This window comes from Vreelandella halophila, from assembly GCF_019903425.1.
Taxonomy (GTDB): domain Bacteria; phylum Pseudomonadota; class Gammaproteobacteria; order Pseudomonadales; family Oleiphilaceae; genus Halospina; species Halospina halophila.
Genome location: NZ_JACHUZ010000013.1, coordinates 1,134,711 through 1,161,650 on the forward strand (window position 1 = coordinate 1,134,711; position 26,940 = coordinate 1,161,650).

Annotated in this window: 20 protein-coding genes; 7 read left to right on the forward strand and 13 right to left on the reverse strand. The window is 61.2% G+C overall.

Annotated elements, in window-relative coordinates; genetic code table 11:
• Nucleotides 1-51 precede the first annotated feature (51 nt).
• Nucleotides 52-2,034, forward strand: coding sequence for a polysaccharide biosynthesis protein (locus H4I92_RS09640; RefSeq protein WP_077530382.1), 1,983 nt, complete (start codon nt 52-54; stop codon nt 2,032-2,034).
• Between the two features lie 39 nt (nt 2,035-2,073).
• Here the strand turns inward: H4I92_RS09640 and H4I92_RS09645 are convergent, their stop codons facing one another.
• The 6 genes from H4I92_RS09645 to H4I92_RS09670 form a co-directional block, all read right to left on the reverse strand.
• Complete coding sequence (locus tag H4I92_RS09645; RefSeq protein WP_077530383.1) at nt 2,074-3,144, reverse strand: MraY family glycosyltransferase; 1,071 nt, start codon at nt 3,142-3,144, stop codon at nt 2,074-2,076.
• 617 nt (nt 3,145-3,761) lie between these two features.
• Entirely contained in the window at nt 3,762-10,154 is a 6,393-nt protein-coding gene (locus H4I92_RS09650) for a DUF4347 domain-containing protein (protein WP_077530384.1), read from the reverse strand.
• A gap of 131 nt (nt 10,155-10,285) precedes the next feature.
• Complete coding sequence (locus H4I92_RS09655; protein ID WP_077530385.1) at nt 10,286-10,927, reverse strand: phage tail protein; 642 nt, start codon at nt 10,925-10,927, stop codon at nt 10,286-10,288.
• 239 nt (nt 10,928-11,166) lie between these two features.
• The gene (locus H4I92_RS09660; protein WP_179105679.1) at nt 11,167-12,138 is read right to left on the reverse strand and encodes a glycosyltransferase family 8 protein; all 972 of its coding nucleotides are present in this window, start codon (nt 12,136-12,138) and stop codon (nt 11,167-11,169) included.
• Nucleotides 12,128-13,060 carry a glycosyltransferase family 8 protein gene (locus H4I92_RS09665; RefSeq protein ID WP_077530387.1) on the reverse strand — a complete coding sequence of 311 codons (933 nt, stop codon included), beginning with the start codon at nt 13,058-13,060 and terminating at the stop codon, nt 12,128-12,130. Before H4I92_RS09665 ends, H4I92_RS09660 begins: the two co-directional genes overlap by 11 nt.
• Nucleotides 13,061-13,108: 48 nt before the next feature.
• A complete protein-coding gene (locus H4I92_RS09670; RefSeq protein WP_143512652.1) occupies nt 13,109-14,476 on the reverse strand; it encodes an O-antigen ligase family protein in 1,368 nt (455 codons plus the stop codon).
• Nucleotides 14,477-14,673: 197 nt separating this feature from the next.
• On the opposite strand from H4I92_RS09670, the gene H4I92_RS09675 reads away from it, so the two are divergent.
• The 4 genes from H4I92_RS09675 to H4I92_RS09690 all read left to right on the forward strand — a co-directional run bounded on the left by H4I92_RS09675 (nt 14,674) and on the right by H4I92_RS09690 (nt 16,061).
• Nucleotides 14,674-14,904 (forward strand): CopG family transcriptional regulator, encoded by a 231-nt coding sequence (locus H4I92_RS09675; protein ID WP_077530389.1) that lies wholly within the window; start codon nt 14,674-14,676, stop codon nt 14,902-14,904.
• Nucleotides 14,905-15,297: a type II toxin-antitoxin system VapC family toxin gene (locus tag H4I92_RS09680; RefSeq protein WP_077530390.1), complete on the forward strand. Its 393-nt coding sequence runs from the start codon at nt 14,905-14,907 to the stop codon at nt 15,295-15,297.
• Between the two features lie 147 nt (nt 15,298-15,444).
• Nucleotides 15,445-15,681: a type II toxin-antitoxin system Phd/YefM family antitoxin gene (locus tag H4I92_RS09685; protein ID WP_077530391.1), complete on the forward strand. Its 237-nt coding sequence runs from the start codon at nt 15,445-15,447 to the stop codon at nt 15,679-15,681.
• Entirely contained in the window at nt 15,678-16,061 is a 384-nt protein-coding gene (locus H4I92_RS09690; protein WP_077530392.1) for a type II toxin-antitoxin system VapC family toxin, read from the forward strand. Before H4I92_RS09685 ends, H4I92_RS09690 begins: the two co-directional genes overlap by 4 nt.
• Before the next feature lie 7 nt (nt 16,062-16,068).
• Here H4I92_RS09690 and H4I92_RS09695 read toward each other — a convergent pair whose 3' ends face one another.
• Nucleotides 16,069-16,959, reverse strand: coding sequence for a carbon-nitrogen hydrolase family protein (locus tag H4I92_RS09695; protein ID WP_077530393.1), 891 nt, complete (start codon nt 16,957-16,959; stop codon nt 16,069-16,071).
• Between the two features lie 13 nt (nt 16,960-16,972).
• Entirely contained in the window at nt 16,973-18,346 is a 1,374-nt protein-coding gene (locus H4I92_RS09700) for an APC family permease (RefSeq protein ID WP_077530394.1), read from the reverse strand.
• Between the two features lie 154 nt (nt 18,347-18,500).
• Between H4I92_RS09700 and H4I92_RS09705 the strand changes: the two genes are divergently transcribed.
• Both H4I92_RS09705 and H4I92_RS17015 read left to right on the forward strand, forming a co-directional pair.
• A complete protein-coding gene (locus tag H4I92_RS09705; RefSeq protein WP_077530395.1) occupies nt 18,501-19,301 on the forward strand; it encodes a helix-turn-helix transcriptional regulator in 801 nt (266 codons plus the stop codon).
• 141 nt (nt 19,302-19,442) lie between these two features.
• Nucleotides 19,443-19,928, forward strand: coding sequence for a pilus assembly FimT family protein (locus tag H4I92_RS17015; protein WP_077530396.1), 486 nt, complete (start codon nt 19,443-19,445; stop codon nt 19,926-19,928).
• Nucleotides 19,929-19,930: 2 nt separating this feature from the next.
• On the opposite strand, the gene H4I92_RS09715 is transcribed toward H4I92_RS17015, so the two are convergent.
• The 5 genes from H4I92_RS09715 to H4I92_RS09735 form a co-directional block, all read right to left on the reverse strand.
• On the reverse strand, nt 19,931-20,530 hold the full coding sequence (locus H4I92_RS09715; protein ID WP_077530397.1) for a PEP-CTERM sorting domain-containing protein: 600 nt from the start codon (nt 20,528-20,530) through the stop codon (nt 19,931-19,933).
• A gap of 294 nt (nt 20,531-20,824) precedes the next feature.
• Nucleotides 20,825-21,625, reverse strand: a complete 801-nt coding sequence (locus H4I92_RS09720; RefSeq protein ID WP_077530398.1) for a polyphosphate kinase 2 family protein — start codon at nt 21,623-21,625, stop codon at nt 20,825-20,827.
• Nucleotides 21,626-21,739: 114 nt separating this feature from the next.
• On the reverse strand, nt 21,740-22,930 hold the full coding sequence (locus H4I92_RS09725; protein ID WP_077530399.1) for a DUF3322 domain-containing protein: 1,191 nt from the start codon (nt 22,928-22,930) through the stop codon (nt 21,740-21,742).
• Nucleotides 22,927-26,301 carry an ATP-binding protein gene (locus H4I92_RS09730; RefSeq protein ID WP_077530400.1) on the reverse strand — a complete coding sequence of 1,125 codons (3,375 nt, stop codon included), beginning with the start codon at nt 26,299-26,301 and terminating at the stop codon, nt 22,927-22,929. The genes H4I92_RS09725 and H4I92_RS09730 overlap by 4 nt, the downstream gene beginning before the upstream one ends.
• Nucleotides 26,301-26,939 (reverse strand): DUF4194 domain-containing protein, encoded by a 639-nt coding sequence (locus tag H4I92_RS09735; RefSeq protein ID WP_077530401.1) that lies wholly within the window; start codon nt 26,937-26,939, stop codon nt 26,301-26,303. The genes H4I92_RS09730 and H4I92_RS09735 overlap by 1 nt, the downstream gene beginning before the upstream one ends.
• Nucleotide 26,940 lies beyond the last annotated feature (1 nt).

A 26,940-nucleotide genomic window follows, 5' to 3' on the forward strand; every position in this document is an offset into this window, starting at 1 on the left:
TACCAATCGATGCGTGCACCGGCATGATGAAATGAGGGCCAACTAGGCGCCATGATCCATAGACTCAAAGCGATATTCCGTGAGGTGTTCGCCCGGTTTGCAGCGCTGGAGCGGCCGCATAAGCGTCTGGTTTCCGTGGTCTCGGACGCGGTTTTCGTCCTGTTCTCACTCTGGGCTGCCTTCTCGCTGCGGTACGAAACCCTGTTCCACTTTGAAGGGGGCGGGTACTGGGCTCTTTTTGTCGTCACCGCCCTGGCAACGATCTTTCTCTTCGCACGCCTTGGCCTTTATCGTGCCGTCATCCGCTACCTCAGTGAACGGGCCCTGCTGACGGTGCTTGCAGGTGTTACTGGCTCGGCACTGCTGCTTATCGCCGCTGCTTTCCTTCTGCAGGTCGACATGCCCCGCTCAGTGCCTTTCCTCTACGGGGCCCTGACGTTCCTGTTCGTCACCGGGACCCGGTTCAGTGTGCGCGCGTTGCTCAACCGTCCGCGCCACCTGGGCAAGATGCCGGTACTGATCGTGGGGGCCGGGGAGACCGGCCTCCAGCTCGCCTCCGCCCTGGGCCAGGGCATTGAATACCGGCCTGTTGCCTTCATCAGCCTGGAGTCGGATAACCATAAAACCACCATCAACGGCATGCCCGTCTATGATCTGGACCATGCCCGTAAGGCGGTGCACAAGCACCATGTGGAGCGGATCCTGTTGGCGATCGACGAGCGAGCGGAGGTGGATCGGCGCCAGCTGCTCCGGGATCTGGAGGGCTTGCCTGGACCGGTGCAGACCGTTCCCTCAGTCACGGAACTGGTGACCGGCAAGGCGCGGATCAGTGATGTGCGGGATCTGGATATTGATGATCTGCTTGGCCGCGACCCGGTGCGCTACCGGAATGAAGAAGTAGCGGAATCGCTGAGCAGCCGCACTGTGATGGTTACCGGTGCCGGTGGCTCCATTGGTTCTGAGCTGTGCCGCCAGATCATCCGGCAGGAGCCCGGAGCCCTGGTGCTGTTTGAGCAGTCGGAATTCGCGCTCTACAGTATTGAGCGCGAGCTGCACACCATCTGTACGAACGAGGAACTTGAAATTCCCGTCTACCCCCTGCTTGGCAGCGTTACCCACCGGCGCCGGTGTGAGAGCGTGATGCGCTGTTTCGGGGTGAACATTGTCTACCACGCCGCCGCCTACAAGCATGTGCCACTGGTGGAGCAGAACGTGATCGAGGGGGTTCAGAACAACGTCTTCGGCACCTGGTACACCGCCGAATCAGCTATTGCCGCGGGCGTGGAAAAGTTCGTGCTGATCTCCACGGACAAGGCTGTGCGTCCCACCAACGTGATGGGCGCCAGCAAACGCCTGGCCGAGCTGGTCCTGCAGGGGCTGGCCCGGCGTCAGAAGGATACGGTCTTTTCCATGGTGCGCTTTGGTAACGTTCTGGGGTCCTCAGGCTCCGTAGTGCCGCTTTTCCGGGAACAGATCCGCAATGGTGGCCCCGTCACCGTCACCCATCCAGACATCATTCGCTATTTCATGACCATTCCGGAAGCCAGCCAGCTAGTCCTTCAGGCTGGCACCATGGGTCAAGGCGGAGAGGTGTTTGTGCTGGACATGGGCGAACCGGTGCGTATCGCGGAACTCGCCCGGCGCATGATTCACCTGATGGGCCTTACGGAGAAAAGGGAGGAAAACCGCTATGGCGACATTGAAGTGGTCTTCAGTGGTCTGCGCCCTGGCGAAAAACTCTACGAGGAGCTGTTGATTGGGGATGACCCCCAAGGGACCTTTCACCCACGGATCTTGAAGGCCCGGGAAAATGATATGGAGTGGGAGCTACTGGAGAATCTGCTGGAGCAATTGATGCTGGCCAGCCGCAGCTTCGACTGCGAACGTGTCGTCGAGCTTCTGCATCAAGCCTCTACCGGCTACAAGCCCAGTGGCGGCGTCTGCGACCTGGCCTGGCGCAGTGGCGGCGACGGTGCGCTGCAGGTGGCCGCAGGCGCCAATATCAATGAAACGATCCGCCATATTTTCGAGTAACCATCCGGGTCCCGTGCCGAGGTACTGGAATAATTTGCTTCAACGGCGATCCAATCGCGAGCAAGGCTCGCGCCTACGCTGAATGGGGCTGGTCGCGGATTCCGGCTCGCCGGCGTTGAAATGGAGCGCCAGAAGCACCAGCGGTGCCCAGGCAATGGCCAGGGCCGCCAGCGCGGGCAGGGCAGAGGCAGCAGTCAGAGCCGCTACCGGCGTGAGCCAGATCAGGTTGATGACCCCGATGGCCAGCGAGACCAGCGTGTGGCTGCCATAGTGGCGTGAGGCGAACTGGTAGGCGTGGCTGCGGTGGGCCTCGTAGAAGGGGGCACCACGGAGGATGCGGCGCAGCAGCGTGAGGGTGGCGTCCATCAGGAAGGCGCCCAGCAGGATCACCCAGGCAATGAACAGCTCGGGCTGGAGCAGCCCCTGCCACACAGCGACCAGCCCCAGAATCAGCCCCAGGAAGCCGCTGCAGGCATCGCCCATGAAGATGCGGGCCTGGGGGAAGTTCCACATCAGAAACCCGAGCCCGCTGGCGATCAGCACTGCCAGTAACAGGTAGGCATGCTGAACACCGGCAACCGCGCCCACTATTATTCCACCGAGTGAGACAGTAACCAGCTCAATGCCGGCAATGCCATTGATGCCGTCCATGAAGTTGTAGAGGTTCAGAAGCCACACAAGGAATACGGCCGCAAGCAGGTGGCCGGCCAGCCCCAGATCCATGGGCGTCTGCCACAGCACGAAGGGCGGCAGCCCGCCCAGCCAGTAAAGACCCCATCCGGCGGCCAGGAAGTGCCCCAGAAGCCGCCAGCGCGCTGCCACGTGGGCGTGGTCATCCAGAAACCCCACAATGGCGACAATCAGCCCCGCCCCTCCCAGTGCCAGGCCCACGCCGGGCCGTAGGCTGCCTTGCCAGACCATCACGCCAAGCACACTCAGCACCACAATCACCAGTGCCAGCCCGCCGCCCCTGGGCGTGGGGATCTGGTGGGAACTGCGCGCGTTGGGTATATCGATCAGGCGGCGTGACCGCGCATAACGGCGGAATGCGCCCGTGAGTAGGACCGTGGCGATAAGTGCCGATGCCGTGAGCAGGCCGGCAGTCAGCATTGGGGCTCCTTCCGGGGGGGCTGGACGGTTCTGCGCAGGCCTTCGTCCAGAGAGAGCCCGTAGCATGCTGAATGCGGAAAGGCCGTGCTCCGCCTCCAGTTTGGACTGCGCGTAGGGCTCTTGCGGGTGTGGGGTGCTTTCAGGCGTAAAGTAAGCGTTATCATCCGTACTGGCTCAGCCGCAGTGCGACGCTTGCTCATGGGAGTAACCCCGTGTTGATGAGTGTGAGGTTACCTTCAAGCTGGCGCTGGGAAAGGTTGGGGTTGCACTCCAGGGTGTGGAGGAATTGATAGCGGTCAGTGTCTGTGAGCATGGAACGCATTAGTCGCGCGGCTTCTGAACACGCTACCGCCCCGAGGCGTATTCCCCCGTTACCGGCCTGTGCACTGCAAGCAGTAGTGCTTCCTCACGGTTGGCCCATAATGACCAGTCCATAGGCCTCAATCGAGTAGAGACATTGATGTCGTTCAGGATAGCCCATTTTCCGAGCACGCTGTAAGAGCGAGCCCGTGTGCAATCATTGATCCCCATCGATTCTCGTACCGCAGCGGCCGTCGTGCCGTGCTCGGGTTTTGAGACCCATATGTCTGTCGGCTCCCTGATGCCAGATCAAAGGATTAGATCAAAAACGCCCAGTCGCCTTCACTGAGATGATTGACACTGGCTTCGGCTGAAAGCGCGATAGAGGCCGCCACACCTTCCAGTGACATGCCGTTCTCAAGATCATTGATCCAGTAGTTACGGCCCTCGGTCTCCGCCTCACGCTGGAGCAGAGTCTGGTAGAGAAGGTCTACCTGGGCGCCACTGTCCAGTTGATGAATGGGCTGCTCCATATCGCGGCTGAACTCGTCTGAGTTCAGGAAGCCATCAACGATATCCACGAAGTTGTCAGTGCGTTCCAGCTGGTCGGCCCAGTACTGGACGCCGTCCAGGTCGCCCTGACGGTCCAGCAGGCGGTCGTAGAGAGTGGTGATCCAGTCGAGCCCTTCGCTGTAGGTCAGCTCTACCGTCTCATCCTCAAAAGCCAGGGTCTCGGCATTGATGATGGTTTCAACATCGTCGCCATCTTTCCGTTGCAGGGTAATCACGCTGTGATCCTGGGTGACGATATAGTCGTCCCGGTTGCCCTCAACCGTAATCACATCCTGGTCACGGCCGCCATGGAGTAGGTCGTTGCCGGCACCGCCGAAAAGGGTGTCGTTGCCGTTGTTGCCAAACAGACGGTCATCACCGCCCTTTGACCCCACCACATCGTCACCCGCGCCCCCGTGCAGCTCATCGTCGCCCTCCCCGAGGACCAGGGTCTGGCTGCCGGCACCGGCAAACACCGTGTTGTTACCGGCGCCCCCGGACACGTTAAGCCCGTTACCAACCACCACGGCAAATTCGATGTTGTTGAGTTCCAGCTGCCCATCGTCGAGACTACGACCGTCGATAACCATGGCTTCGCGGTAGTCACTGTTCTCAGCCGTGGGCTGACCCGTGATGCGAATAGGTGTGTCCGGACTACTGCCGGATTCCTGCTGCAGGGTGATCCGGTTGACCCAGAGGTTGCTGTTGCCGGGTTGTTCGAGGAAGCGGCCACCGCCGTCGAGCTGATCCTCCAGATCGTCCGATTCCGTTTCGGCAGTGCTGCGAATCAGTGACAGCAGCTCTGGTTCAGTGGTTCGGCTGCGGGCGGTATCGTTGGTCCGGGCACTGGCGCCGACGCCGGTGGGCAGACTCAAGATGGTGACCGGCTGGTTGCCGGTGTCATCCTGGAAGTGCAGGGGGATGTCGGCTTCGTCCGAGGTGGGGTTCGTATCGTCACGGTTTTCGGGTACCGGCTGGATGGTAATGGTGTCGATCGTATCACCATCCTCGGTCTGTTCCTGCCCCGGAGTGACGGTGACACCGTCTATCTGTTCACCCTCGGGCTCGGGCTCGGGCTCGGGTGTCGGTGTGGGAGGGGGATCCACAATAGCATCGACATTGATTGTCACCTGGCTCGCCGCACTCGTGCCGCCTTCGCCGTCAGCGAGGGTGATGTCAAAGGTGTGCGTGTCCGCATTTTGTGAGGTATAGCGCAAGTTCTGGAGGAGATCGCCGACCAAGGCGGCGGTGGCATTGCTGTTGAGGTCAATGGCGAGATCGTTACTGCCTTGTCCGTCGTTGCCGGTGGCGACCGTGCCGATATCGGTACCGTTGACGGTCACGGTGTCGCTCGCGGCCAACGCCACGCCGTCCAGCTGCAGACTGCCTTCCGGGGTACTGCCCACCCGCGCCAGGGTCAGACGCCCGCCGTCGAAATGGCTATTGTCGACGTCTGTGACGCTGGCGTCTGTGCCCGCGTCCAGGGTTGCGGCTTCCCCTGCTTCAACGCTCGCGCTGTCCCCGTCGAGATTCGAGAGCGTCGGCACTGCATTCAGCGTGACCACGGCGTTGCCACCGGTACTGCTTACGCGGAATCCGCTATCGCTCACTCCACTCAGGTTGATCACGGTATCGTTGCTGTCGAAGGTACCGTCGTCGTTCGTATCCAGCGTCAGCGTGTTGGTAGCGTTATCGAACTGTGTAAAGGCCCCGTCGACGGCGCCGCCCTCGCCCGTGATGACGATCTCGTCGGCGCTGGTGAAGTCCAGGATCGTGTCGCCGTCCAGGCCGGCGGCACTGTCCAGGAAGGTGTCGTCGCCCTCACCGCCGCTGAGCGTGTCCTCGCCACCGCCGCCGGTCAGGGTATCGTTGCCCACACCGCCGTTGATGGTGTCGCCCCCGTTTCCGCCGGTGATGCTATCGTCGCCGTTCAGGTTCGTGGCATCGACGTCGATGGCGTCGGCATTACCGTCGTCGTTGGTCAGCGCGCTGGCATCAAGCATGATGCCATTGGACAGCGCCGTATCGGCGTTCACGGCCAGAGCGTTAACAGCGTTGCCATCCGAGTCGCTGATTTCGGCCAGCCTAATGTCGTGGGCCTGATCGCTGGTGAACCGTAATGCCTCGACATCGGACACCGTACCGGCCGAGAAATCGGCGGTCACGGCGCTGCTTCCGCCGATCGCGATGCGGTCGCCGTTCCCCGCGCCACCGTCAATGGTTTCGCCCGGCTGGAAGTCACCATTCTCGATAATGAAGCGGTCCGTGCCGTTTCCACCACTCAGGGTATCGGCACCGCCGCCGCCATCGAGGGTGTCGTCCCCGGCCGCACCGTCGAGGGTATCGCCCCCGGCACCGCCCTGGAGAATGTCCGCGCCCTGAAGGTTGTCGTCGTCAATCGTGACACGGTTCGAGCCGGTCAACCCCGAGGCGTCGACGGTCACGCCGTTGTCGAGCGCCGTCGAGGCCGTGACCGCAAGATCGTTGCCCGAAGCAGCGGCCATATTGTCATCCAGGGTGATGTCGTGCGCCGCATCCGAGGCCAGCTCGATCTCGTCGATACCCGCGACCGTGCGCGTCCCGGTGTCCAGGCTCACGGCCCCGCCGGTGATTTGCAGCACGTCGCCCGTGCCGCCGGTAACGTCGAAATCGGAGACAGTGGTCAGAACAGCGGGGTCGACCTTGATCGTGTTGTCGCCGCCGGACGTGGACTGGTATGTCTCGATGTCGCTCAGGCTCAGGCCGGTCAGATCAGCCGTACCGGCGGCACTGGCAAGCGTGTCGTCGCCGGCGCCACCACTGATGGCACTCAGCCCGGTTAATTGACCGCCGCTGAGGGTGAAGGTCGTGCCCGCGCCGTTGCTGGTCGCCAGCGTGTCAATATTCGTCAGCGTGATGCCTGAGATGTCGAGCGTCGTATCGGCGGTTGTGAGCGTATCGGTCCCGGCCAAATCGGCGGTCCTGAACTCAGTGACGTCGCCGAAGGAGGTGCTGCCGTCCAACTTGAACGTGGTGTCGCCGGTCGCGGTGTTCTCAATGACCTCGAAGCCGCTCAGGTCGCGGCCCGTCAGGTCGGCGGTTGCGCCCAGATTGCCGGTCAGGGTTTCTGTCCCACCGCCCGAGGCGGTGAAGTCGGTGGCGTTGTTCAGAACACCAGCGTTAATCGTGAGTGTGGCATTCAGGTCTGTCGCCGTGATCATGTCCCAGTCGCTGAAACTCTCCTGGGTCAGGTCCACCGATCCGCCGCTGACCTCAAGTGTCTCTGTTTTGCCGCTCTGACCGGTGTAGGTGATGAAATCGTCCAGCCCGCTGGTCGCATCCACGATCACGGTGAACGGCCCCGAACCGGCGGTTTCTAGGGAGTCGAAACCACCCTGGACGTCGCTCGTGAGGGCGGCGAAATCGAAGGTCCCGCCGCCGTTGACGATGATCGTGTCGCTACCGCCGCCGCCGCTAATAACGGCGGTGCTATCGAGGTGGCTACTGTCGTCGATGATCAAGGTCTGATCGCCGCCATCGGTCGTATTGCCGCCCTGAATGCCGGTGCCATCCGTGGTGTCGAACCCGCTATTCAGCGTAATGAGTGCATTCGGGTCGATGGACGTGAACTGCAACGTCCCCGTCCCGTCGAACGCAGCAAGGCTGTTGCCCGAGGTGTCCTCGATAGCACCCGCGTCGATGTCGATGGAGAAGTCCTCGGGACCGGGCAGGTCGCTCGACGGATTGATCGTCAGGGTCGAGCCGGTGATCGAGACCTGGCCGTCGCCGGTCCCTACGTCGGTGCCGACGTCGAATATTTCCCTGGCACTGCCGTCTGTCTCACTGAACAGCGTAATCGTGCCCGAAGTTCCAAACGCGATATTCTCGGAAAATTCGACGGTGAGGTCGTTGGCCGCAGGCACGTTCGTATCGCCGTTGGTCGGGTTCGACGCATCCACATCGACCGTGGGAGCATCGGTGTCGTTGACGGTGATGTCGAAGGTCTGGCTATTGCTGTCGCTGCCGCCGTTCGCCGTACCGCCGTCGTCCGAAAAACTCACGGTGACGGTCGCCGTGCCATTGGCATTCGCGGCCGGGGTGAAGGTCAGGTCCCCGCTGGCATCGTCGATGACGGGCTGCACATCGAAGAGGCCGGTGTCGTCATTGTTCACGCTGTCGATAGTGACGGTCTGGTCGCTTTCGTTGGCCGCGCCCGGATCGCGCGCCGAGACGAAATCCGCCACGGTTTGCGCACCGGCCGCCGAGCCCACGGTCTGGCTGCCGTCCAGGGTCAGGCCCGGCGCGTCGTTGACGGCATCAACGGTAACGGTGACATCCGCCGCATCGGTGGAAAAGGCGCTCGTACCGCCGTTCGTTGTGGTGTCCACGCCGGTGTCCCCAGCCGATCCGGCGGTCTGGTCCCAGGCGCGCAAGGTCATGCCGCCGCCCGGGGTGCCGTTGAAATCGCTGTCTGGCACAAAACGCAGGTGGTCGGTCTCCGCCAGCAGTAAGGCACTGTTGTCCGCCGGCGACGCACTCGCGACTGAGTTCCAGGTTCCGCCACCGTCGGTCGAGTATTCCCACGTACCGTCTGTATCGGTCACTCCCGTCACGGCCACGCCCAGGGTGTTGCCCTCCGCATCGCCGGTGGTCCCGGCCGAACCGAGAATGGTTGCAACGGTCGTGCCGCCATTCCCGGTGGCGTCCTCGTCAATGGTGTCCAGATGGCGCGTATCCGGGGAAAGGGTGGGCGCATCGTTCACTGGCGTGACCGTGACGTCCTGCGTTGCCGTACCGGCCGAACCGCTGCCCGAGTCCGTGAGGCTGTAGGTCAGGGTACGCGTGTCCCCGGTCGGCACGTCGCTGGTCGAATCGAAGGTCAAAGTGCGCAGCACGGCTTCATATTCGGCTGTCGTCGCCGTGCCCGAAAGCGTCAGCACCCCGTTCGCGTAGGAGGAGGTGATCCCCGACTGATCCTGCACCGCCAGCACGTCACCGTCCACGCGATTGCCGGTGATCTCCACCGTGCCGCCGGTGATCGTATCCCCATCGTCATCGGTGACCGTGAAGGCGTCGTCAACCAGCACCGCGCCAGCCTCTTCGGTATAAGCGGCATCATCACCCGGCGAAGCCAGAGTGGGTGCCGAATTGGGCGGTACCGGCGCGCCCACGTTGATATCATCGAGACCTATATCAAGCCCGCCAAACTCCATCGGGCCATCAATCGAGAATGTCACTTCATCGAGGTAGTCCCAGCCATCGAAGGCAATATCGCCGTAATAATCACCGGTATAGCTATAGCTGGCGCCCCCGTCCGACACTGAAGATTCCAGGTCAATATTGGCGGTGTAATGGGTCGTGCCATTGCGCTTACCCTCGATAATGACAGCGGTATCGCCAAGGCCACCATCGATTTCAAAGCCGTTGAGCGCAAACTCACTGCCGTCCGTCGCACGGAAGCCCAGCGATGTGATTCCCCCCGCCAGGTCATAATCGAAATAAACCGCGTTGTCCCCAGCAGAGGTAATCTTGGCATCATCATTATCACCAATAATGCCAATGTTGGTGTTAGGGTTATTGTAGAACGTGAAATCGCCGTAACTGACCGAAACGCTGCCCGATGGCCCCACCGGCTCGTCGTCAAAGTCTTCACCCATGACGAGCAGGTGGGCATAGTCGCGCGGCTCACTCTCCCAGCATGCGGGGCCATCGACTGTGCCGATCTGATGATCCAACTGCCAGTTGCCCCCCAGAGCACTCGCCCCCACCGGGGTGCTGGAAGCCGCCACGCTGGCGCCCGTGGCAGCGGCCCAGGCCGCCAGATACGCCTTGCCCTCATTCCCCTCGGCCACATTACAGGCGTACAGCAGGCAACTCCCTTCTTCACCAAGGGCAGCCCCCATGCGGCTCAATTGAGCGCTTTGATCTGCAAGCGCCTGAGCATCGACCACGGCATTGCCCAGGTAAAGCTGTCCCGGATGCCCGTGAGCCACAATATGGATGGCATCCAGCGTTTGGCGGCCTTCAAGCGTCCGGGCGATTTGTTCCAGGCCATCGCGCTGAGGATCGAGTAGCACTACGTCGACACTGGGTGCCGCCCAAGCCATCAGTTGCTGCCAATCAGGTACGCCCAGGTCGAGAAATAGTATCTGCCGAGTGAAGGATGTACAGGCGGCCATAAGATTACCCTCAGAAAAGATGGTTTAAACCATTGCTTGGCGTTGCTGTAGATGGACTTAAGTTAAAAACCACGAAAAGACTTGGTAGAATAGGTCGCTAAGTGATTAATAGCCCGTTAACACGGTTGCCCTCAAGGCTTGGGTGGATAGACACCGTTGACGGTAATGCAGTAGCGCAACGAGGTTTGTGGCGGCAGTGTCGACACCGGCTGATGATTGCCTGTCTCGCCGACAGATTCGATACTCAATGTCACCCGGCTGGATGAAGACGAACCGGGCACATAGCCGGTGGCCTTGATCTCCTGGCCGCGTAGTTCCCCTATCGGATTCGCCAGCAAGGCACCCGAGCGCGCCTTTATCGAGCCGTCTCCATCGACAGCCCTCAAGGCATGCGAGTGAGAAGGTAACTGGGGCGTGGTAAGGGTGACGCTTTCTGAACCACGTTTTGAGCCCCGGGGCACATTGGTCAAGCCCGGCCCTTGCCCTGCCCCTACGGGCGAGCGGCCACGCATGTCAGGCAAACTGAATACAGTGGTACCATTACCACCGTACTGTGTGCCGAGTAATGAATACAGTGCGCTATATTCCGAGATAGCCAGTTGCTGACCCGCTGCCTCCATGGTGTCAACGGGGCAATAAGGAGCGGCCGTGCTACATACCGAGCCCAAATAACTGTCAGGCGAGCAACTGGCCTGTGCATAAGGCACCGCCAACAGCGCAACGCTCATCAACGGGCCACCCAGCAACATGTATCGCAATGAAGATGTTTTCATGATATCCCTTCTTTTGCTCTTTCCATTTTATTAGTGTTTATCGTATAAAAGCGCACCCTATACTGATTTAATATAAGACCTTTTGATCCGACATGCCAAACGCCGATAACGCAATATCGGCGACCCCGTAACAACCGGCCGGGTTCATATAGGTTGCGAGGGTGCGGATCAGGCTGTCCTTACCGCTGGCGTCCAACCCACTTACCTGGTTACTGTCCTTCTCATTTCCTACAGGCTGCTCAGTCCGTGGGGTAGAGGGGGTAGCCCTGGTGGGCGTACCAGCGCCGCCAGCGAAAACGGCGAAGCAGCTTCTTGAGACCAGACACGGAGCGGCCGGCCTTCAGGTAATCGGCGATGGAGGCGGGGTGGCGGCCAGGCAGGGCCATCTGGTCCGCGTAGCGGTCATACTCGCCGGCCAGCGGATGGAATCGCAGGCGGTTCCAGGGTTTATCGTCGGTCACGTAATGGATGATGCCGGGGTTGAGAATCGCCTCCTGCACCTCGGCCGGGTCAAAGTGGCTGAGCTTACGTCTGGCGTGGTAGAGGCCTTTCTGGTGGTTCCATTTCAGTGGTAGGGGCTTCCAGGATTGGTGCAGCACACCATTGAGCGCGCACTGGTCGTTGGAGCTCATGCGCTCCGGGTTCTCCACCTTGAAGCGGAAAATCGCGTCCGGGATGTTGTCGCGGCGCCACAGATCCAGATTGATCAGCAGCATCCCGGAGTTGAAGTACTCGTTCTGGGGAATCCCCAGTTTGCGGTGGGTGTGGCCGGAGAGGTTCTCGACGGCACCCAGGTGGTAACCGTCTATGTCCAGTGACAACAGATCCAGCACGTTGCCTTTGACCACCATGTCGCAGTCGAGATAGAGCACCTTGCTCACGGTCTCATCGAACAGCTCTGGAATGGAGATGCGGTAATAGGCCGGGGCGGTGACGTGCTTGATGGTTGGAAGCTGGGCGTATTTGTCCGTATCAAACTCGATGAAATCGATAGGGCCGCCGCCGGCGCTGGCAATGTCGTCCTGCATGGCCTGCTTCGTGGTCGGTTCAATTCCCCCATCAATGCAGAACAGGCGTACCCGCTCCGGTTCCGGGCAGTTGCTCAGAAGGGAAAAGAACATCACGGCCAGCGGGGCGGCATAGCGCTCGTCCGAGCTTGCCACCACGCCAATGCAGTCGTCAGGTAGGGTTCGGAGAGCGTCATGGGCCATGGCGGGCTGCCTTTTTGATCTGTGCTTTACGCCGATACGTGTTCCAGTGTCGCCCCAGGGCCGTGACGTAGCGGAATCGGGTGCCTGGTGAGTCATCGGGGGGCGTCATTCCAGCCCATGGGGTCTGGGCTAATACCGCCCGGTAAGTGTCTTTGAGGGGGTGGAAGGAGTAGCGCTTCCAGGGTTTCTTGGCGCCGATGAAGTGCACGATTCCAGGGTTAACGAACGCTTCATGAAGCTCTTGCGGGGCGTAGCCGCAGCCGTCGTTATCCCGGGTCATGACTTTATAGATATCGGACTGCTGGTTCCACCGGGCAGGCAGTCGCCTCCATCTTTGACGCAGCACGGCGTTGAGGCTGCATTGATCCACGAACGTCAGCCCTGCGGCGTGTTCCCGGGCGTAGTCGTCGACGGCGCGATGCAGGGCTTCATCCCTCCAGACCGCAAGATCCATCAGAAGAACACCGGAGTTGAAGTATTCCGGGCGGGGCAGGCCGATGTCGCGGCAGGCTGTGGGGGAATAGTTTTCCACCGCTGCCACGGGGTAGCCCTCAAGGTTGGTTTCCCAGAGGTGGTTCAGGTTACCCAATACCAGCGTGTCGCAATCCAGGTACAGGACTCGCGTAACGGTCTCCGGTAGATAGGCGGGGAGGCTGATTCGCTGGTAAACGGCAGGCCCGTAGCGGTGGGTGGGCAGGTCCCGATAGAGGCTGTCATCCGGTTCAATAACGTTCAGGGTGCCGCCGGCGCCCTCGACCGTGTTCTTCAAGGCTTGCAGATTGTCGCGGGTGATACCGCAGTCTACAAGGTGGAAGTGGATGGCAGTATCCGGCGTTGCCTTCAATGCAGACAGCATCATGACCCCGGCATAGGGGGCATAGTTGTCATCGCAGCAGGCGGCTATGTGGAGGGTGTCGTCCAAGTCTGCGGGCCTCGGGTGTGGCTGGCGGTCATTTTGCGCCTAAGGGTATCACGTGGCCTGGGGCGGGCGGCCATTGGGATGGTAGCTGGTCTTGCCCGATGCAAAATGGAAGGAGTACAGAAAGCCGAACACGATGGTGACGATGTATTGGCCTGATGAGTACAGATAGTAGCTCTCAAACAGGTTGGCGATGGCCCAGTAGACCGCGAAGCCGAGGCCGAAAAGGGCAGCATCTCCGGGCATGGTACCGCGCCTGTACGCGAGCCCGACTGCGATGATGATCCAGGCGAACAGGCCGTAGAACAGGAGGCCGCCGATCAGGCCGTGGGCCAGGAATACTTCCAGGTGCATGTTGTGGAGGTGGCCGAAGCGTTCCTTAAAGCGATCATCAAACCAGGGGGCCTGGTCGATCAGGTCCTGGGCATTGTCGGTGCTCCAGCCCAGCAGGGGGCGCTTCTGGATCCATTCCGTTGCGGCAAGCCAGGTGGCGACCCGTACGCCAGAGTTGTCCATTTCAATCTGTTCAATCCGGGTATCGCCGGTGAGGTTTTCCCAGTGGCGGGGTATCTCGGCTTGAGCCAGCCGGTCACTGATCCGTTCATCCGTGTTCAGGGCGAACAGGGCGGTGACGGCAAGCGCCAACACGGCGACTCCCGCCATCATTGAGGCCTTCGAACGTCTAGCGTTTGTATGGGAGGCGTGTTGCGAAACCCTGAACGTGTGCAGGAGCATCGCGCCGAGGCAGACAACTGTTGCGCCCGCAAGCCCGAGCCAGACGCCGCGTGTCTTCGTGACGATAACGCCGAACAGGCCAAGGGCCACCAGTAAGGTAAAAACAAGGCCGACCAATGCCCTGACAGCGATGGATCTGTCTGAGGTGATCACCCGGGGCAGGTAGCAGGCCATGGCCAGCAGCAGGGTGCCAAACGCCAGGGCCATGTGTTGCGCATTGCGAATGTGGAAATCCACCCGCTTGCCGGCTAGGGCCCGTTCCCACTGGCCGGTTCCCACCTGCATGGCGAGGTAGATGAGTAGCCCGGCAACGGCGGCGGCGCCCAGCCAGAACAGGAAGCGTTTGCCGTACTGCAGCACCATGACGCCCGCGAGCAGGATGAGTATGGGCTTGATGTAGTGGCGCGTGACCTTGTTGCTGGGTTCGAACGCTTCTGTGTCCGGCAGGCTGAAGGCGTACCAGAACTGCACGAGAATGAGGAAGCCGGTGAAGACAAGCCAGAGGCGCACAAAGAGGTCGTCGCGGAACCAGGGGCGCCAGAAACGGATCATGATGGCGAGGAGAAGCACCGCCATGACGGATTCCGCGGCGCGGTAGCCTTCATGCAGGGGCAACCAGAGCAGGGCGTAAAGGAGCAGGCTGCCGGCGGCGAGAGGGAACACCGCGTACTTCCAGTAGTCCAAGTTGTCAGCCTCGAGCCGTGGATTGGGGGCGGGATTCTAGCGCAATTCAGCACTCCATGGGGAGCACTGTAGGAGCGAGCCCTGCTCGCGATTTTTGGGTATCGCTTGCAAGGCAAGCTCCTACAGAGAGTGGGGATGGCGTTGCTTCTACCAAAATCAGGACATATAATTCCACATATATGTAAAGGGGGTTGGTTATGGGCCAGGTGACGATCTATCTGGATGACGAGACTGAACAAAAGATGATTGAAAATGCCAGGGTCATGAAGCTTTCAAAAAGCAAATGGATTGCCGGTGTGATCCAGGAGAAGTTGGTGGATCAATGGCCCGATACGGTGCGGGAGCTTCCTGGAAGCTGGGGTGACTTCCCCTCACTGGAAGAGCTGCGTGCTGGAGAGAGTACCGATTCAGAGCGGGAAGCGCTTTAAATGTGGGTGCTCGATACCAATACGCTGATCTACTTTTTTAAGGGTGAGGGCCGGGTTGCGGAGCGGATGCTGGCGCGGGCGCCCCAGGATATTGGTATTCCCGCTATTGTTCTCTATGAACTGCAGGTTGGTATCGCCAAATCGGCATCGCCGGAAAAGCGTTCGAAGCAGCTCGCAGAACTGACCTCAGCGGTGCAGGTCCTGCCTTTTCACCAACGCGAGGCAAAGGCAGCCGCGCAGATTCGCGCCACCCTGGAGAGTGAAGGCCAGCCTATCGGCCCCTGTGACACCCTGATAGCCGGTACGGCGCTGGCTCATGGCTCCATTCTGGTCAGCCGCAATATCCGTGAATTTGAACGGATCGACCAATTGCGTTTGGAGGATTGGTTTTGAGGCAGGATTGAATCTGCTATCGCCCATGTAGGAGCGAGCCTGCTCGCGATGGTCTTGGGTATCGCTTGCGAAGCAAGCTCCCGGGATGGATTGTATTGGTAACGGGAGGAAAGTTACACTTACAGGTGTAACTAGCGAGGGCGAATCATGGAAGCAACCACCAAATACCTGCGCCTTCATACCCGGGAATTGATGGCCGCCGTAGAACGGGGCGAGGAGGTCATCATCACCTGGCGTGGCCAGCGCCGGGCCCGACTGACGGGGTATGATCCGAGCCCGGAGCCGGCCTCGGCGCCAAACCCGGCCTTTGGGATGTGGTCGGATTCTGTGGAGGATGTGGATCAACAGGTGCGCCGACTGCGCCAGCCAAGGACCTTTGAATGAAGTTGGTCGACACGGATGTTTTGATCTGCAATTTCCGGGGTGACCATCTCGCTGCGCAACTTCTGGATGCCGCGCCCGGCGTTGGCCTTTCCTCGGTGACTTACATGGAGCTGGTGCAGGGAATGCGCAACAAGCGTGAGCTTCAGCGGCTGCGTCAGGCGCTGCATTATTGGCATGCGCGGGTTCTACCGGTAACGGAAGGGATCAGTGCGCGAGCGGTGTTTCTTGTTGAGGAGTTTGCGCTGAGCCACAGCATGCAGCTGGCGGATGCCCTGATTGCAGCGACAGCCATTGACCATGGTGAGCCTCTGGTTACCGCCAATGATCGGCATTACCGTCATATCCCGGACCTGGAGATTGAACTGTTCCGGCCTGAATGATTATGGGTTACTGCTCTAGGGTATCGAACCACTTCGGATCCAGTCGCCCTTGGTACATCGGCAGTTCGAGCACGGGATCGTCCTTGCGGAACTGGGACCACATTCGGTTTACGCCGGCGGTGCCGAAGGTGCGCACGCGCTGGACTTCCTCCGTGTTCAGCACGTCCGTGAGGGTGCCGGCGGTGGCGCCTGGCATGTGGGCACGCACATGGCCTTCCGGATCGACGATCAGGCTCTGCCCCATGCCGTCCGGTTCGGCCCTGTTGGCGCTGACCATGTAGACCTGGTTGAAGATGGCGTTGGCCTGGACGAGGATCTGTTCCTGCGCCCGGTCGCAGGTGATGGTCGCGGCCTGGTTGATGATGATGTCCGCTCCCATCCAGGTCAGCTGCCGGACGACCTCGGGAAACCAAATGTCATAACAGATGGCGAGCCCTATACGGCCGACCCCGGGAACATCGAACACCACGAACTCGTTGCCGGGCTGGTAGGGCTCGAACGGGCGCCAGGGGAAGCACTTGCGGTATGCGGCCACCCGTTCCCCGCTTGGAGAGAACACCGGTGCGGTGTTGTACAGGTGGCCATCCTCACCCCGCTCACAGACGGTGCCCGGCAGCAGCCAGATGCCCAGGTTGCGGGCAATCCGGCTGAGGCGCTGGCTGCGGGGGCCGTCTATGGGCTCCGCTGCGTGCGCCAGCTGGGTCGTGCGTTCATCCGGCGTCCCCTCGGCCGCACACAGGTGCAGCTCGGGGTAGACGACCATGCGGTCATGGTCCGGATCCGGCGGGAAATCGCTCAGCAGGGTGGCGATTTCGCGTTCGAAGCCGGTCAGCTCAACGTCTGTGCCCGGCTTTTGCGCCGGTGCCTGGACCAGCAGCAGGGGCAGGAATCGCGCCATGGTGTTCCTCCTGTTAGACCGGTTCGTTCGCCGTGTTGCTGTCGTCGACGGCGTCTTCGTCGAAGCTCACTTCCGGCGGCTGACGGGTGAAGAGTCGCGTCAGGTAGGCCAGGTGCGCGAGGCCCAGACTGAGCCAGATCAACCCCAGTGTAATGGCCTGGATATCCAGGTTGGCCATCAGCGAGAGGTTAACGATGGCGCCGACCAACGGCACGACAACGGCCTTCAGGAAGCCGTATTCATCACGCATGCGGGCATCCTGATAGTACAGGGCGATCACCGATACGTTGACCATGGTGAAGGCAATGAAGGCGCCGAAGTTGATGAACGAGGCTGCCGAGAGCACGTCCAGGAACAGTGCGGTGATGCCGATGGCGCCGGTCAGGATGATGTTGAAGGCCGGCGTGTGGAAGCGTGAATGCAGGGCACCGAACAGCTTGCGGGGCAGTACCGAGTCACGCCCCATCGCGAACAGCAGCCGGGAGGCGCTGGCCTGGGCGGCGATGCCGGAGGTGAACTGCGCCAGTACCATGCCGGCAAGGAAGAAGGCACCGAAGAGGTCCGCGCCAATGGCCGTGGCGATCTCAAAGGCGGCAGAGTCCGGGTTCTCGAACGTGCCGCCGGGGTGGACGAGTTGCGTGGTGTAGCCGACCAACACGTAGATGCCGCCGCCGATCAGCGCAGTGAGCATGATCGCGCGCGGGATGTTGCGGCGTGGGTTGACCGTTTCCTCGGTGAGCGTGGTAACCGCGTCAAACCCGAGGAATGAGTATGCCGCTACGGCCGCGCCCGCGACAATGGCAGACATGCTGGAGTCCGCGTTGAAGAATGGCTCCATGCTGAACAGGGCTGCCGTGCCACCTTCGCCGAACACGTGCCCCAGTGAGAGGAGCACGAAGAAAACGATCACCAGCACCTGGAACATCATCAGCAGCGAGTTCACCTTCGCGGCCAGCTTGATGCCGTAAACATTCAGGGCCGTGGTAATGCCGATAAAGCCCAGAAGGAAAACCCAGTTCGGGATGTCGGGGAACCGTGCGCCCAGGTAGGCGGCACCGATCAGCCAGATCACCATGGGCAGGAAGAAGTAATCCAGCAACACGCCCCAGCCGACCATGAATCCGACCCGGGAATCGATGCTCTTGCGCACGTAGGTGTAGGCGGAGCCCGCGACCGGGAAGTTCCGCGCCATCACGCCGTAGCTGTAGGCGGTGAACAGCATGGCGACTGTGGTAATGAGGTAGGCCGTCGGCACCGAGCCGTTGGTGGTGCTGGCAACCACTCCGAACGTCCCCAGGACAATCAGCGGTGTCATGTACGCGAGACCGAACAACACCACGGCCTTCAGCGATAGTGTTCGCTCCAGTGTGACCCCGTCTTCAGACATAGTCTGTTCCCCCTTTGTGAAGCCGCCGCACGCTGGCGATAGTGTTATGCTGCTTGACTGCAATACGTAGTAAACGCAGTGTTCCTGAACGGTAATGAGATGGCGCAAGGGTAGGCTATAACCCCAGCGTGGTATGGTTCCGAAGGTGGTTTGAGTGAAGCCGAGCGACAATGCGAGCGTCCTGGCGCAGGCCATCCGGTCCCTGGGGCAACGGGGGTTCGCGCGTGCCTATGCGGAGCTTCTGCGCGCCCACGCCAGCTTCGACAACCTCATCATCATTGCGTACCACGGTGAGCGCCGGCCCGAGGTGCTGTACCGGGAGTTCACTGATCCGGTGGTCTACCTGCCCATGGACGACCAGTACCTGGGTGGCGCTTACCTGCTGGACCCCCTCTATCACCAGCATTTACGTGGTGATACCCGGGGCGTGATACGGCTGCAGGACGTGGCGCCGGATCATTTCCGCAGGACACAGTACTATTGCACCTACTATCAGCAGACCACGCTGCTGGATGAGATCGCCGTGTTCTCATCGATCTCCGATGACATCACGATTACCGCCAGCCTGGGGCGGGACCGCTCCAGCGGCCAGCCGTTCAGCCGCAAGGACATCCAGGCGCTGCGCAACAATGAACTCATTCTGAGCGCGCTGGCGGAGAACCACTGGCGTGACTACCAACCCGGGACAGGGCCTGCCACGCTGCCGGCCCCGCTGGGGGAGCGCCTGCGCGATGCCCTGAAACGCCAGCATGACATCAGCCTGAGCCCGAGGCAGGCGGAAGTGGCACTCTACATACTGCGCGGCCACTCGTCGCTGTCCATCGGGTTGAACCTGGATGTCAGTCCGGAGACGATCAAGGTCTTTCGTCGCCAGCTTTACGCCCGTTGCGGGATCTCCTCCCAGGCTGAACTGTTCGCCCTGCTGATGCCGATGTTTGCGAGCCTGACCGAGTAGGGGATGTGCTTTCAAACATGCTGTGTGATTGTGCGAGAAGCAGTCACTGGTAATTGATGGCGAAAGCGCAGAGAATGGTTTCAAAACCGGGTGCCCCGGAAAGGGCCCCACAGGACCTTTTCTGTTACCAGCGAGTCAACTATGAGGCGTGCAGCTGGCTTTACACTTATTGAGCTGGTCATTGTGATCGTGATCCTGGCGGTGCTGTCCGCCTTCGCGTTGCCACGCTTTGCTGATCTTGGTCGCGATGCTCAAATCGCTGCTCTTGAAGGGCTGGAGGGGGCGATGAAGTCAGCGGCATCAGTCACGTATTCGGCCTGCCAGAGTTCTCGCAACTGCGACCCATCTGAGGTTCCCACGAACCAGCCGAGCGCCAATGAAATCATTCTTGATGGCGAGGCGGTAACGCTGGCCTATGGCTATCCACGCGCGGCCTCAAGCGGCATTCTGCAGGCCGCTCGGATTGATCCTGACGACTATCAGCTGGAGAACGAATCCTCAACGACTGAGGATATTGCCCTTTCGCCCACCGGAATTGAGAGCCCCAGTGATTGCCAGCTGAGGTACACGGAACCGAATACGGCCGGGTCGTCACCCACAATCACGCTCACAACCGCTGGGTGTTGAGGCTAGACTCGTTGCCGGCGCAGGCGTCGGCTCCCAAGGGCTGCGCCAATACCGAGGACCAACAGGCTCAGGGTGCTAGGTTCAGGTACAGAGAACGTCTTCATGCCGAGCTGGAATTGAGCCTGACCACCCGAAAATTTGAAAGATGAAGGGCGGGCGTCAAATTCGATGCGAAGGCTGTTGGCGCTAAAGGCCAGCGCCGGGTCAAGCGCATTTTCAAACAGGTCGTTTGCGAGCAGCTCAAACGACTGCAGCTGTTGGTTGTCTGAAAAGCGCATATTCTGGATGTCGACGATCAGAGTCTGGAAGTCCCATCGATCCCGCGAATCCAGAGTGAGCACGTGCGATGCCGGATCGTAATCCAGCCAGAGCTCACCACCACGCAGGCCAGTGTCATTGGCAATTCGGTGATCCCCGGTCAGTTCATACCCTTCGGCCTTAATGGTCTGATTCTGCACCCGGTGAACAACGGGGGCGTCGATGAAATCGAGATCGGGGTAATGGGCCTCCGTATGGAAATCGGCTTCGATCAAGGCGGCGTTGGCGTTGATTGGCAACAGTACCGCTACGGTAATGGAAATGACTTCTCTCAGGGAATACATGATCACAACTCCTGGGCAACAGGTCACTGAGTCCCTGAGTTAAAGCAAATAACCAGCCATAAATAGAAAATCTCGGGAAAATATATGGTTGCGCCTGAAAGGCGCTGCTGAAGCATCGAGGGGTGTAAAGTAAATCGACACTGCAGTCAGATGCCAGCCTGACGGCGGGTCATGCATACCCGCCTTCTGCCCACCGATCCCGGGTAGGTCAGGTGAGGTGGGCCTATTCGTCTGGACAACTGTCGGGTATCGCTTGCGAAGCAAGCTCCTACGGTGGGTTGGGAGAAAACCGGTTCAGGTGTCGTCCAGCAGCTGCCGGTAGCGGCTGAGCACCGTCTCATCCCCTGCCGGGTACTCTGGTGCCAGGGTCTGCAGTGTGTCCGCCAGAAGGCCGGCGACAATGGCGCGGGCTTCGGGTTTTTTGTCGGCGGGGATGATGTGCCATGGCGCCTCGGGGATGTGAGTGGCGGCGATGGCTTCTTCCGCATAACCGAGCAGTTCGTCCCGGCGCAGCCAGGCGTCAATGTCCGAGGGGTCGAACTTCCAGCGCTTGTGGGGTTTATCAAGGCGCTTGCGCAGGCGTTTTTCGTGCTCCTGCTCAGAAGTGTGAAGCCAGAACTTGAGTATGCAGGTGCCTTCCCGCGCCAGGTGCTGTTCGAACTGGCGCAGCGAGGTGTAGCGCCCCTCCAGCTCCCCGGGCCCGGAGTGCCAGACCGGCCAGGCTCTTTCGGCAATGACGGCCTCATGGTGGCTGCGGTTGAACGCCGAGACCTCCCCGAACGCCGGAAGGAAAGGTGTGACGCGCCAGAGGAAGTCGTGCCTTGTTTCGCTGCCTTTGGGGCGCGAAAAGGACCAGGCATGGAAGCCCGCTGGGTCCATGTAGGTGGCCAGCGTCCGGATCAGGCTGTCCTTGCCGCTGGCGTCGGGGCCGTGGACCACCAGCAGCAGGGCCTTTTCCTGGTTCGCCCAGAGGCGGCGCTGGTATTCGCCGATGGTTTTCAGGCTGGTTTCCAGATCCGGCAGGGCTTCGGGGTGTTCTGCGCGGCAGGGGTAGTGGCTCAGTTGGGGGCGGTTGGGGGCAAATGACCAGTCCATGAGGCCTCGATCCGGTGGAGGTGTTGGTCTGTCCAGCGTAGCCTATTTCCCGGGCATAGCTGTAGGAGCCAGCTTGCTCGCGATCGTCTCCAGTATCGCCTGCACGGCAAGTTCCTACAGCGGATGGGCAAACCGCTCGGGCAGGGCGCTGAGGGGGATGCGTTCCTGTTCCAGGCGGGGCTGCTCGCCATAGTCGCCGTTGCGCAGGGCGTGGTAGAGGGCCTGTTCCGCCTCGGTGAGGTTGGGGAGTTGGTGGTGGGTCGGTTTGGGTTCAGTGCCTATGAGCCATTGATGAGCATTGAGGGTAGCGGCGTCCATCAGCAGTGAGCGGGTGTGCGGCAGAACGCTGCGCAGCTGATTGAGAATGGCGAAGCCGTGGGTATCAATGTCGCCCCAGTAGTAGATGGGCTTGTCCTGGAGCCAGTTGGCCCCGCCGAGAAGTCTGTCCACCCCGTAGCCCTGGCCGAAGATGACGATGGTGTCCGGCACTGGCGGGAAGGCGAGGGCGGTGATGTCGTTTTCCACGATCAGAACGGTTCCGATAGCCGGATTCAGGGTGTTGAATTCATGGACGGGGATCTGGAGGTCACTGAGCCCGTGCAGGGTGTGGGCGGCGTCCAGAATGCGGAAACGGACTGTGGCGGGTTTACTGGCAAAGCCGTAGCGGCGCTCGAACTGGCTGGCACCGGTGGCGTTGGGGTCGATGGCGGTTTCAGGCAGCACGCGGTCGAACAGTTGCGTGAGCAGTTTGCGGTGGCCTTCGATGAACTTGGTGTCGACGCCGGGAATGTCGAGCTGGCGCAGGTAGATGCCTGGGCGCGGGTTGTCTCTCAGCCAGTGCATAACCGCACGCAGACGTGGCCAGTTGTCGTGGTGTTCGAGCACCGTCAGCGGATACGCCAGGGCCCAGTCATGGAGTTCCGGGAACGCCGCGAGGAGAGCATGGAAGCAGGCGCTGAAGCGCTCGGCCTGGCGCCGGCGGCGGATAAAGCCCAGTGCCTGTTCGGGCGTTTCGAACACGACGGCGCTGGGAATCTCGTTGCGGCCGAGCTGGCGGTGGTTGCGGCTTTCCCACTCCAGCGAGAAATCCCCGCGACTGGCTTCGTGTTGCCATTGGCGGGCCCATTCCCGGGCTTGCGGGAACTGTTCCAGAAGTTGCCTTGGGCCGGGTTTTTTCAGTGGCAGGCGCAGGGGGAAGTGCACCTGTGGCTGTTGCCAGGCGCGCAGTAGTTCCCCTTTTTCCCAGCGCTTGCGCAGGGTTGCGGCGACGTCATCCGGGGTGCTCCAGGGGCCGGAGGTGCTCATGCAGGGTGCTCGCGTTTGTCCTTCTCCGCCCGGTATTCCTCGATGGTGAGGTTACGCAACAGCGATTCACGCCCTTCCGGGTTGTACACAAAGCCGACCTGGGCCACGTAGGGTTCGATGATGTGGATCTTCTGCAGCGGGGTAATGATCAGAAGCTGCAGGTTCAGCCGCTGGAACAGTTCCAGGCCGAAGCGGGCGGATTCGTCCGAGCCGCGCCCGAAGGCCTCGTCGATCATCACGAAGCGGAAGCTGCGTGAGTGCACTGCCCCCCATTCGAGCCCGAACTGGTAGGCGAGGCTGGCGGCCAGCACCGTGTAGGCCAGTTTCTCCTTCTGGCCTCCGGATTTACCACCAGAGTCGGTGTAATGTTCGTACTCGGTATCGTCTTCCCGGTAACGTTCGGAGGCGGCGAAGTTGAACCATTGGCGCACGTCGGTGACCTTGCGCGTCCAGCGCTGGTCCAGCTCGGTGGTGCCCTCGCGGCCGCGGAAACGCTCGATGATGGCCTTCACATGCAGGAACTTGCTCTCGGCGTACTGCTCGTCCTCGGCGCCGGTGACGCTGCCCTCGGTGCAGGCCTTGAGACTCTGCTGGAATTCGCGGATGTCCGGGTCGGGATTGGTTTCGGCCTCGAGGCGGATGTAACGCCCGGGGTTGTACTCAATGTCCGCCAGTGAGCGGTTGATCTGTTCGATGCGTTCGCGGATCAGTGCCTGCTCCTGATAGAGCTTGCCCTGGAAGCCGGCGATCTCCTGGATGGTGTTTTCGTTGAGCAGGGTTTTGAACTTCTGTTCGAAGCGCGGGAGATCGTCCTCTTTAAGGCTGGTGAGCAGGGCGCGGTATTCGCCTGCCGCGTCGATGCTGGCATCCATTTCCTGGGTGTCCAGTGGCCAGCGGCTGGCGAACTCATTCATCGCCCGCAGAATTTTCTCTTCCAGGTTTCGGATTCGCTTGGCTTCGTTGTCGAGTTTGCGCTGCAGCCACTCGCGCATCTCCTGCTCGCGGTTGGCGCAGGACTCGACGGTGAGCTGGTGCTCGCCCAGGGCCTGTTCGCGCAGGCCATCCAGCTCCTCGAACCAGGACTGGTCCTGGCTCTGTTGCTCCAGCAGTGTGTTCAACTCCTCGAGTTCGTTCCGGGCGTTCTGCTGTTTCTCCCCAGTAACTGCGAGCTGGCCGGAGAGCCGTTCCTTTTCCCGTTCGCTTTCCTCGATGCGTTTTTCCAGGGCATCGAGCTGCTCGTTCAGCGTCTGCAGCTGGTCGCTGGCCTTTTCAAGTTCGGTCTTTTCCCGTTCCAGTTCCGCGATGGCCTGCGCCGGCGTGTGCCAGTCGATCTCGTTGTAATCCTGAATAGCCTGAAGTTTGACCAAGGTGTCGCGCTGGTCGTTCAGTTCCTTCTTCTGGCGTTTGATCTCCGCCAGTTCGGTTCCCAGTTGCTGGATGTCGCGTTCAAGGTCCGCCTGCTGGTTTTCCAGGGTGGCGATCTTGTCCTGGTTGCTCCAGCCGAGCATGAAGCGGCTGCGGTCGTTGAGCCGGTGGCGGTCGTCCTTTTCGTGGCGCTGCTCGTTGGTCTTGATCTGGCCGGCGCGGGTAATGGCGCGCGGCTCCCGGCGCAACTGGGCTAGATCGTCGCAGCAGGCGTAGTCGAAGCGTTTCGCCAGTTCCTGCTCAAGCCAGGGATGGAACTCGGAGTCGGGCTTGATGTCGAGCTTGGCCACCAGTGACCGGGCGTGGAGCTGTGGCGGGGCGGTCACTCGCGGGTGACTGACGCGGAAATACACCAGCCGGCCCTTGAGGTGGGTCTGCTCGACCCATTCGGCAACGGCGCTGTAGTGCGCCTCCGGCACCAGCAGCGAGAGCGCGAAATTGTGCAGCACGCGTTCGGCGGCGCCTTCCCAGTCGCTTTCATCCTCGCGCACGCGGATCAGTTCGCCGGCAAAGGGAAGGGCGTCCTCGTTCAGTGACAGGTCCTGGCACAGGCGCTCGCGGATGCGGATCTGGGCGCTGGCGATGTTGGAGCGGCGCTGGCGCAGTGAATCGAGTTCGTCGCTCAGGCTCTGGTGCTCGCTGCGCCTCTGGCGAAGGGTGACCTCGGCTTCTGTGTTGCGGTTGGTCAGTGTCTGATCGCGCTCCTGCAGCTCGTTGCGCTGGGTCTCAAGCTGCGTGAGGTTGTCGCCGAAGGTCTCCAGATCCGGGTGCTGGGTCAGGCCCAGCTCACCGGCCAGGGTGGCGTAGTGTTCGGCTTTGCTCTGGCGCTGGTTGCGTTCGTCCTGGCGCCGAGCGATGTCGGTCTTGAGCTGTTCGATGCGGTCCCCGCCGTGCTCGCCGATGGCCTGGCGCAGCCGGTCGCGCTCACCGCGCTGTTCGGTCAGGGTGCTCTGCTGCTGCTCAAGCCGGCGTTGCTGGCGTTGGTGCTCTTCCGCGAGATTGTCCAGGCGTTTGTGCAGCAGTTGGCTCTTGTGGTGGGCGAAGTAGCTTTTCAGGGCGTCGCGGCACTGTTCCCAGTGCTGGTGCTGTTGCTGGAGTGCCTGGTGTTCGTCGCAGTCGCCGACCAGCGGCTCCAGGGCTTCCATCTGGGCACGGGCCTTGAGTACCGCCTCGTGGGCGCGGTTGAGGTCGTCGAAGTGCTCGATCAGGTCGTCAATGCGTGGGCCCACGTCAAAGGCCTCGAGCATGTGTTCGCGCACGAAGCCGGTGAGGTTGCCCACGGATTTCATGGACACGGTCTGGTGGAACAGCTCCAGTGCCTGGTCATTGTCGATTCCGAACAGACGGCGGAAGGCGGCCTCGTATTTGGCGAAGCTGTCGTGGATCTGGACATGGGGATTGTCGCGCAGGCGCTTGCGCAGGGTGTTGATGTCGGCGTTGAAGTTGGCGAAGTCCGTTTCGATGGCCAGATCCTGCTCGGCCACGATGTGGATGCGCTCGGGCTGGCCCTGCTGGTCTTTGTGCCAGAACAGTTGGGCGAGGGTGACGGTCTGGTCAAACCCGGCGTTGTAGAAGCTGGCCAGGATCACTGAATAGCTATTGTGATCGCGCAGGGCTACGGGCCTGGCATTGGGGCCGGTGTCACTGCGCTCGGATTTGTAGTAGCCAAGCACGTAGGAGCGCAGTGAGCGCTCCTTGCTCTCGGCACCGGCGGCCTTGTTGTAGGCCGCACGCTGGGGGCGGACCAGCAGCGTGGTCATGGCATCCACCAGGGTGGACTTGCCGGAGCCGATGTCGCCGGTCAGCAGTGCGTTGCGCCCGTCCAGGTTCAGGCGCCAGACGTGGTGGTTGAAAGTGCCCCAGTTGAGCACCTCCAGGCGTTGCAGGCGGAAACCGGCGAGCTGGTCGTCACTGGCAAAATCGAGAAGCTGTTCCTGCATCGCCATCAGTCGGTCCCGTTGTCGGTATGGGAGGCGTCACTGTCATCCGCGGCGACGTGCTCGCGGTAGGCCTGGAGTTTCTGGTCGAATTCGTTGAGCCACTGGGCGTCCACGTAGGCCTTGATGATGCGTCGGACCTCGATCTTGTCCTTCTGGCCTTTCAAGCGGCGGATGAAGCCGAGTTTCTCGACGTTGTTGAGGTGGGAATCGATGCGGTCGACCAGTTTCGCCTCGTTGGAGGTCTCCGGCAGGAAGGTGCGCATCATGTTGACGATGTCCTCCCGGTCCAGGATCAGGCGCGGGTCGCCGCCCTCGGTGTCGGCCTCGGCGAGCTTGCGCCGCAGCAGCGCGATCAGCAGGCTGACCGGGTAGGACAGAGGCCGCCGGGGCATCAGCTGGGGGATATCGGCGTCGCTGTCTTCGCCCGCCTCGGAGGTCAGCCAGGCATAGCCCTCGCTTTCGTCCACCCGCAGCGCCAGCCCCATCACGGCCACGTAGTCGCGGATACGCGGCTGCAGGTGCAGAAGCTGCTGCCACAGCCGCGGGTCGTCCTGCTCGAAGATCACCCCCTTGAGCAGTTTTACGACAATGGGCGACAGCGCGTTGGCCTCTCCGGATTCAGTGGCGTTGGTGGGCTCTTCCAAG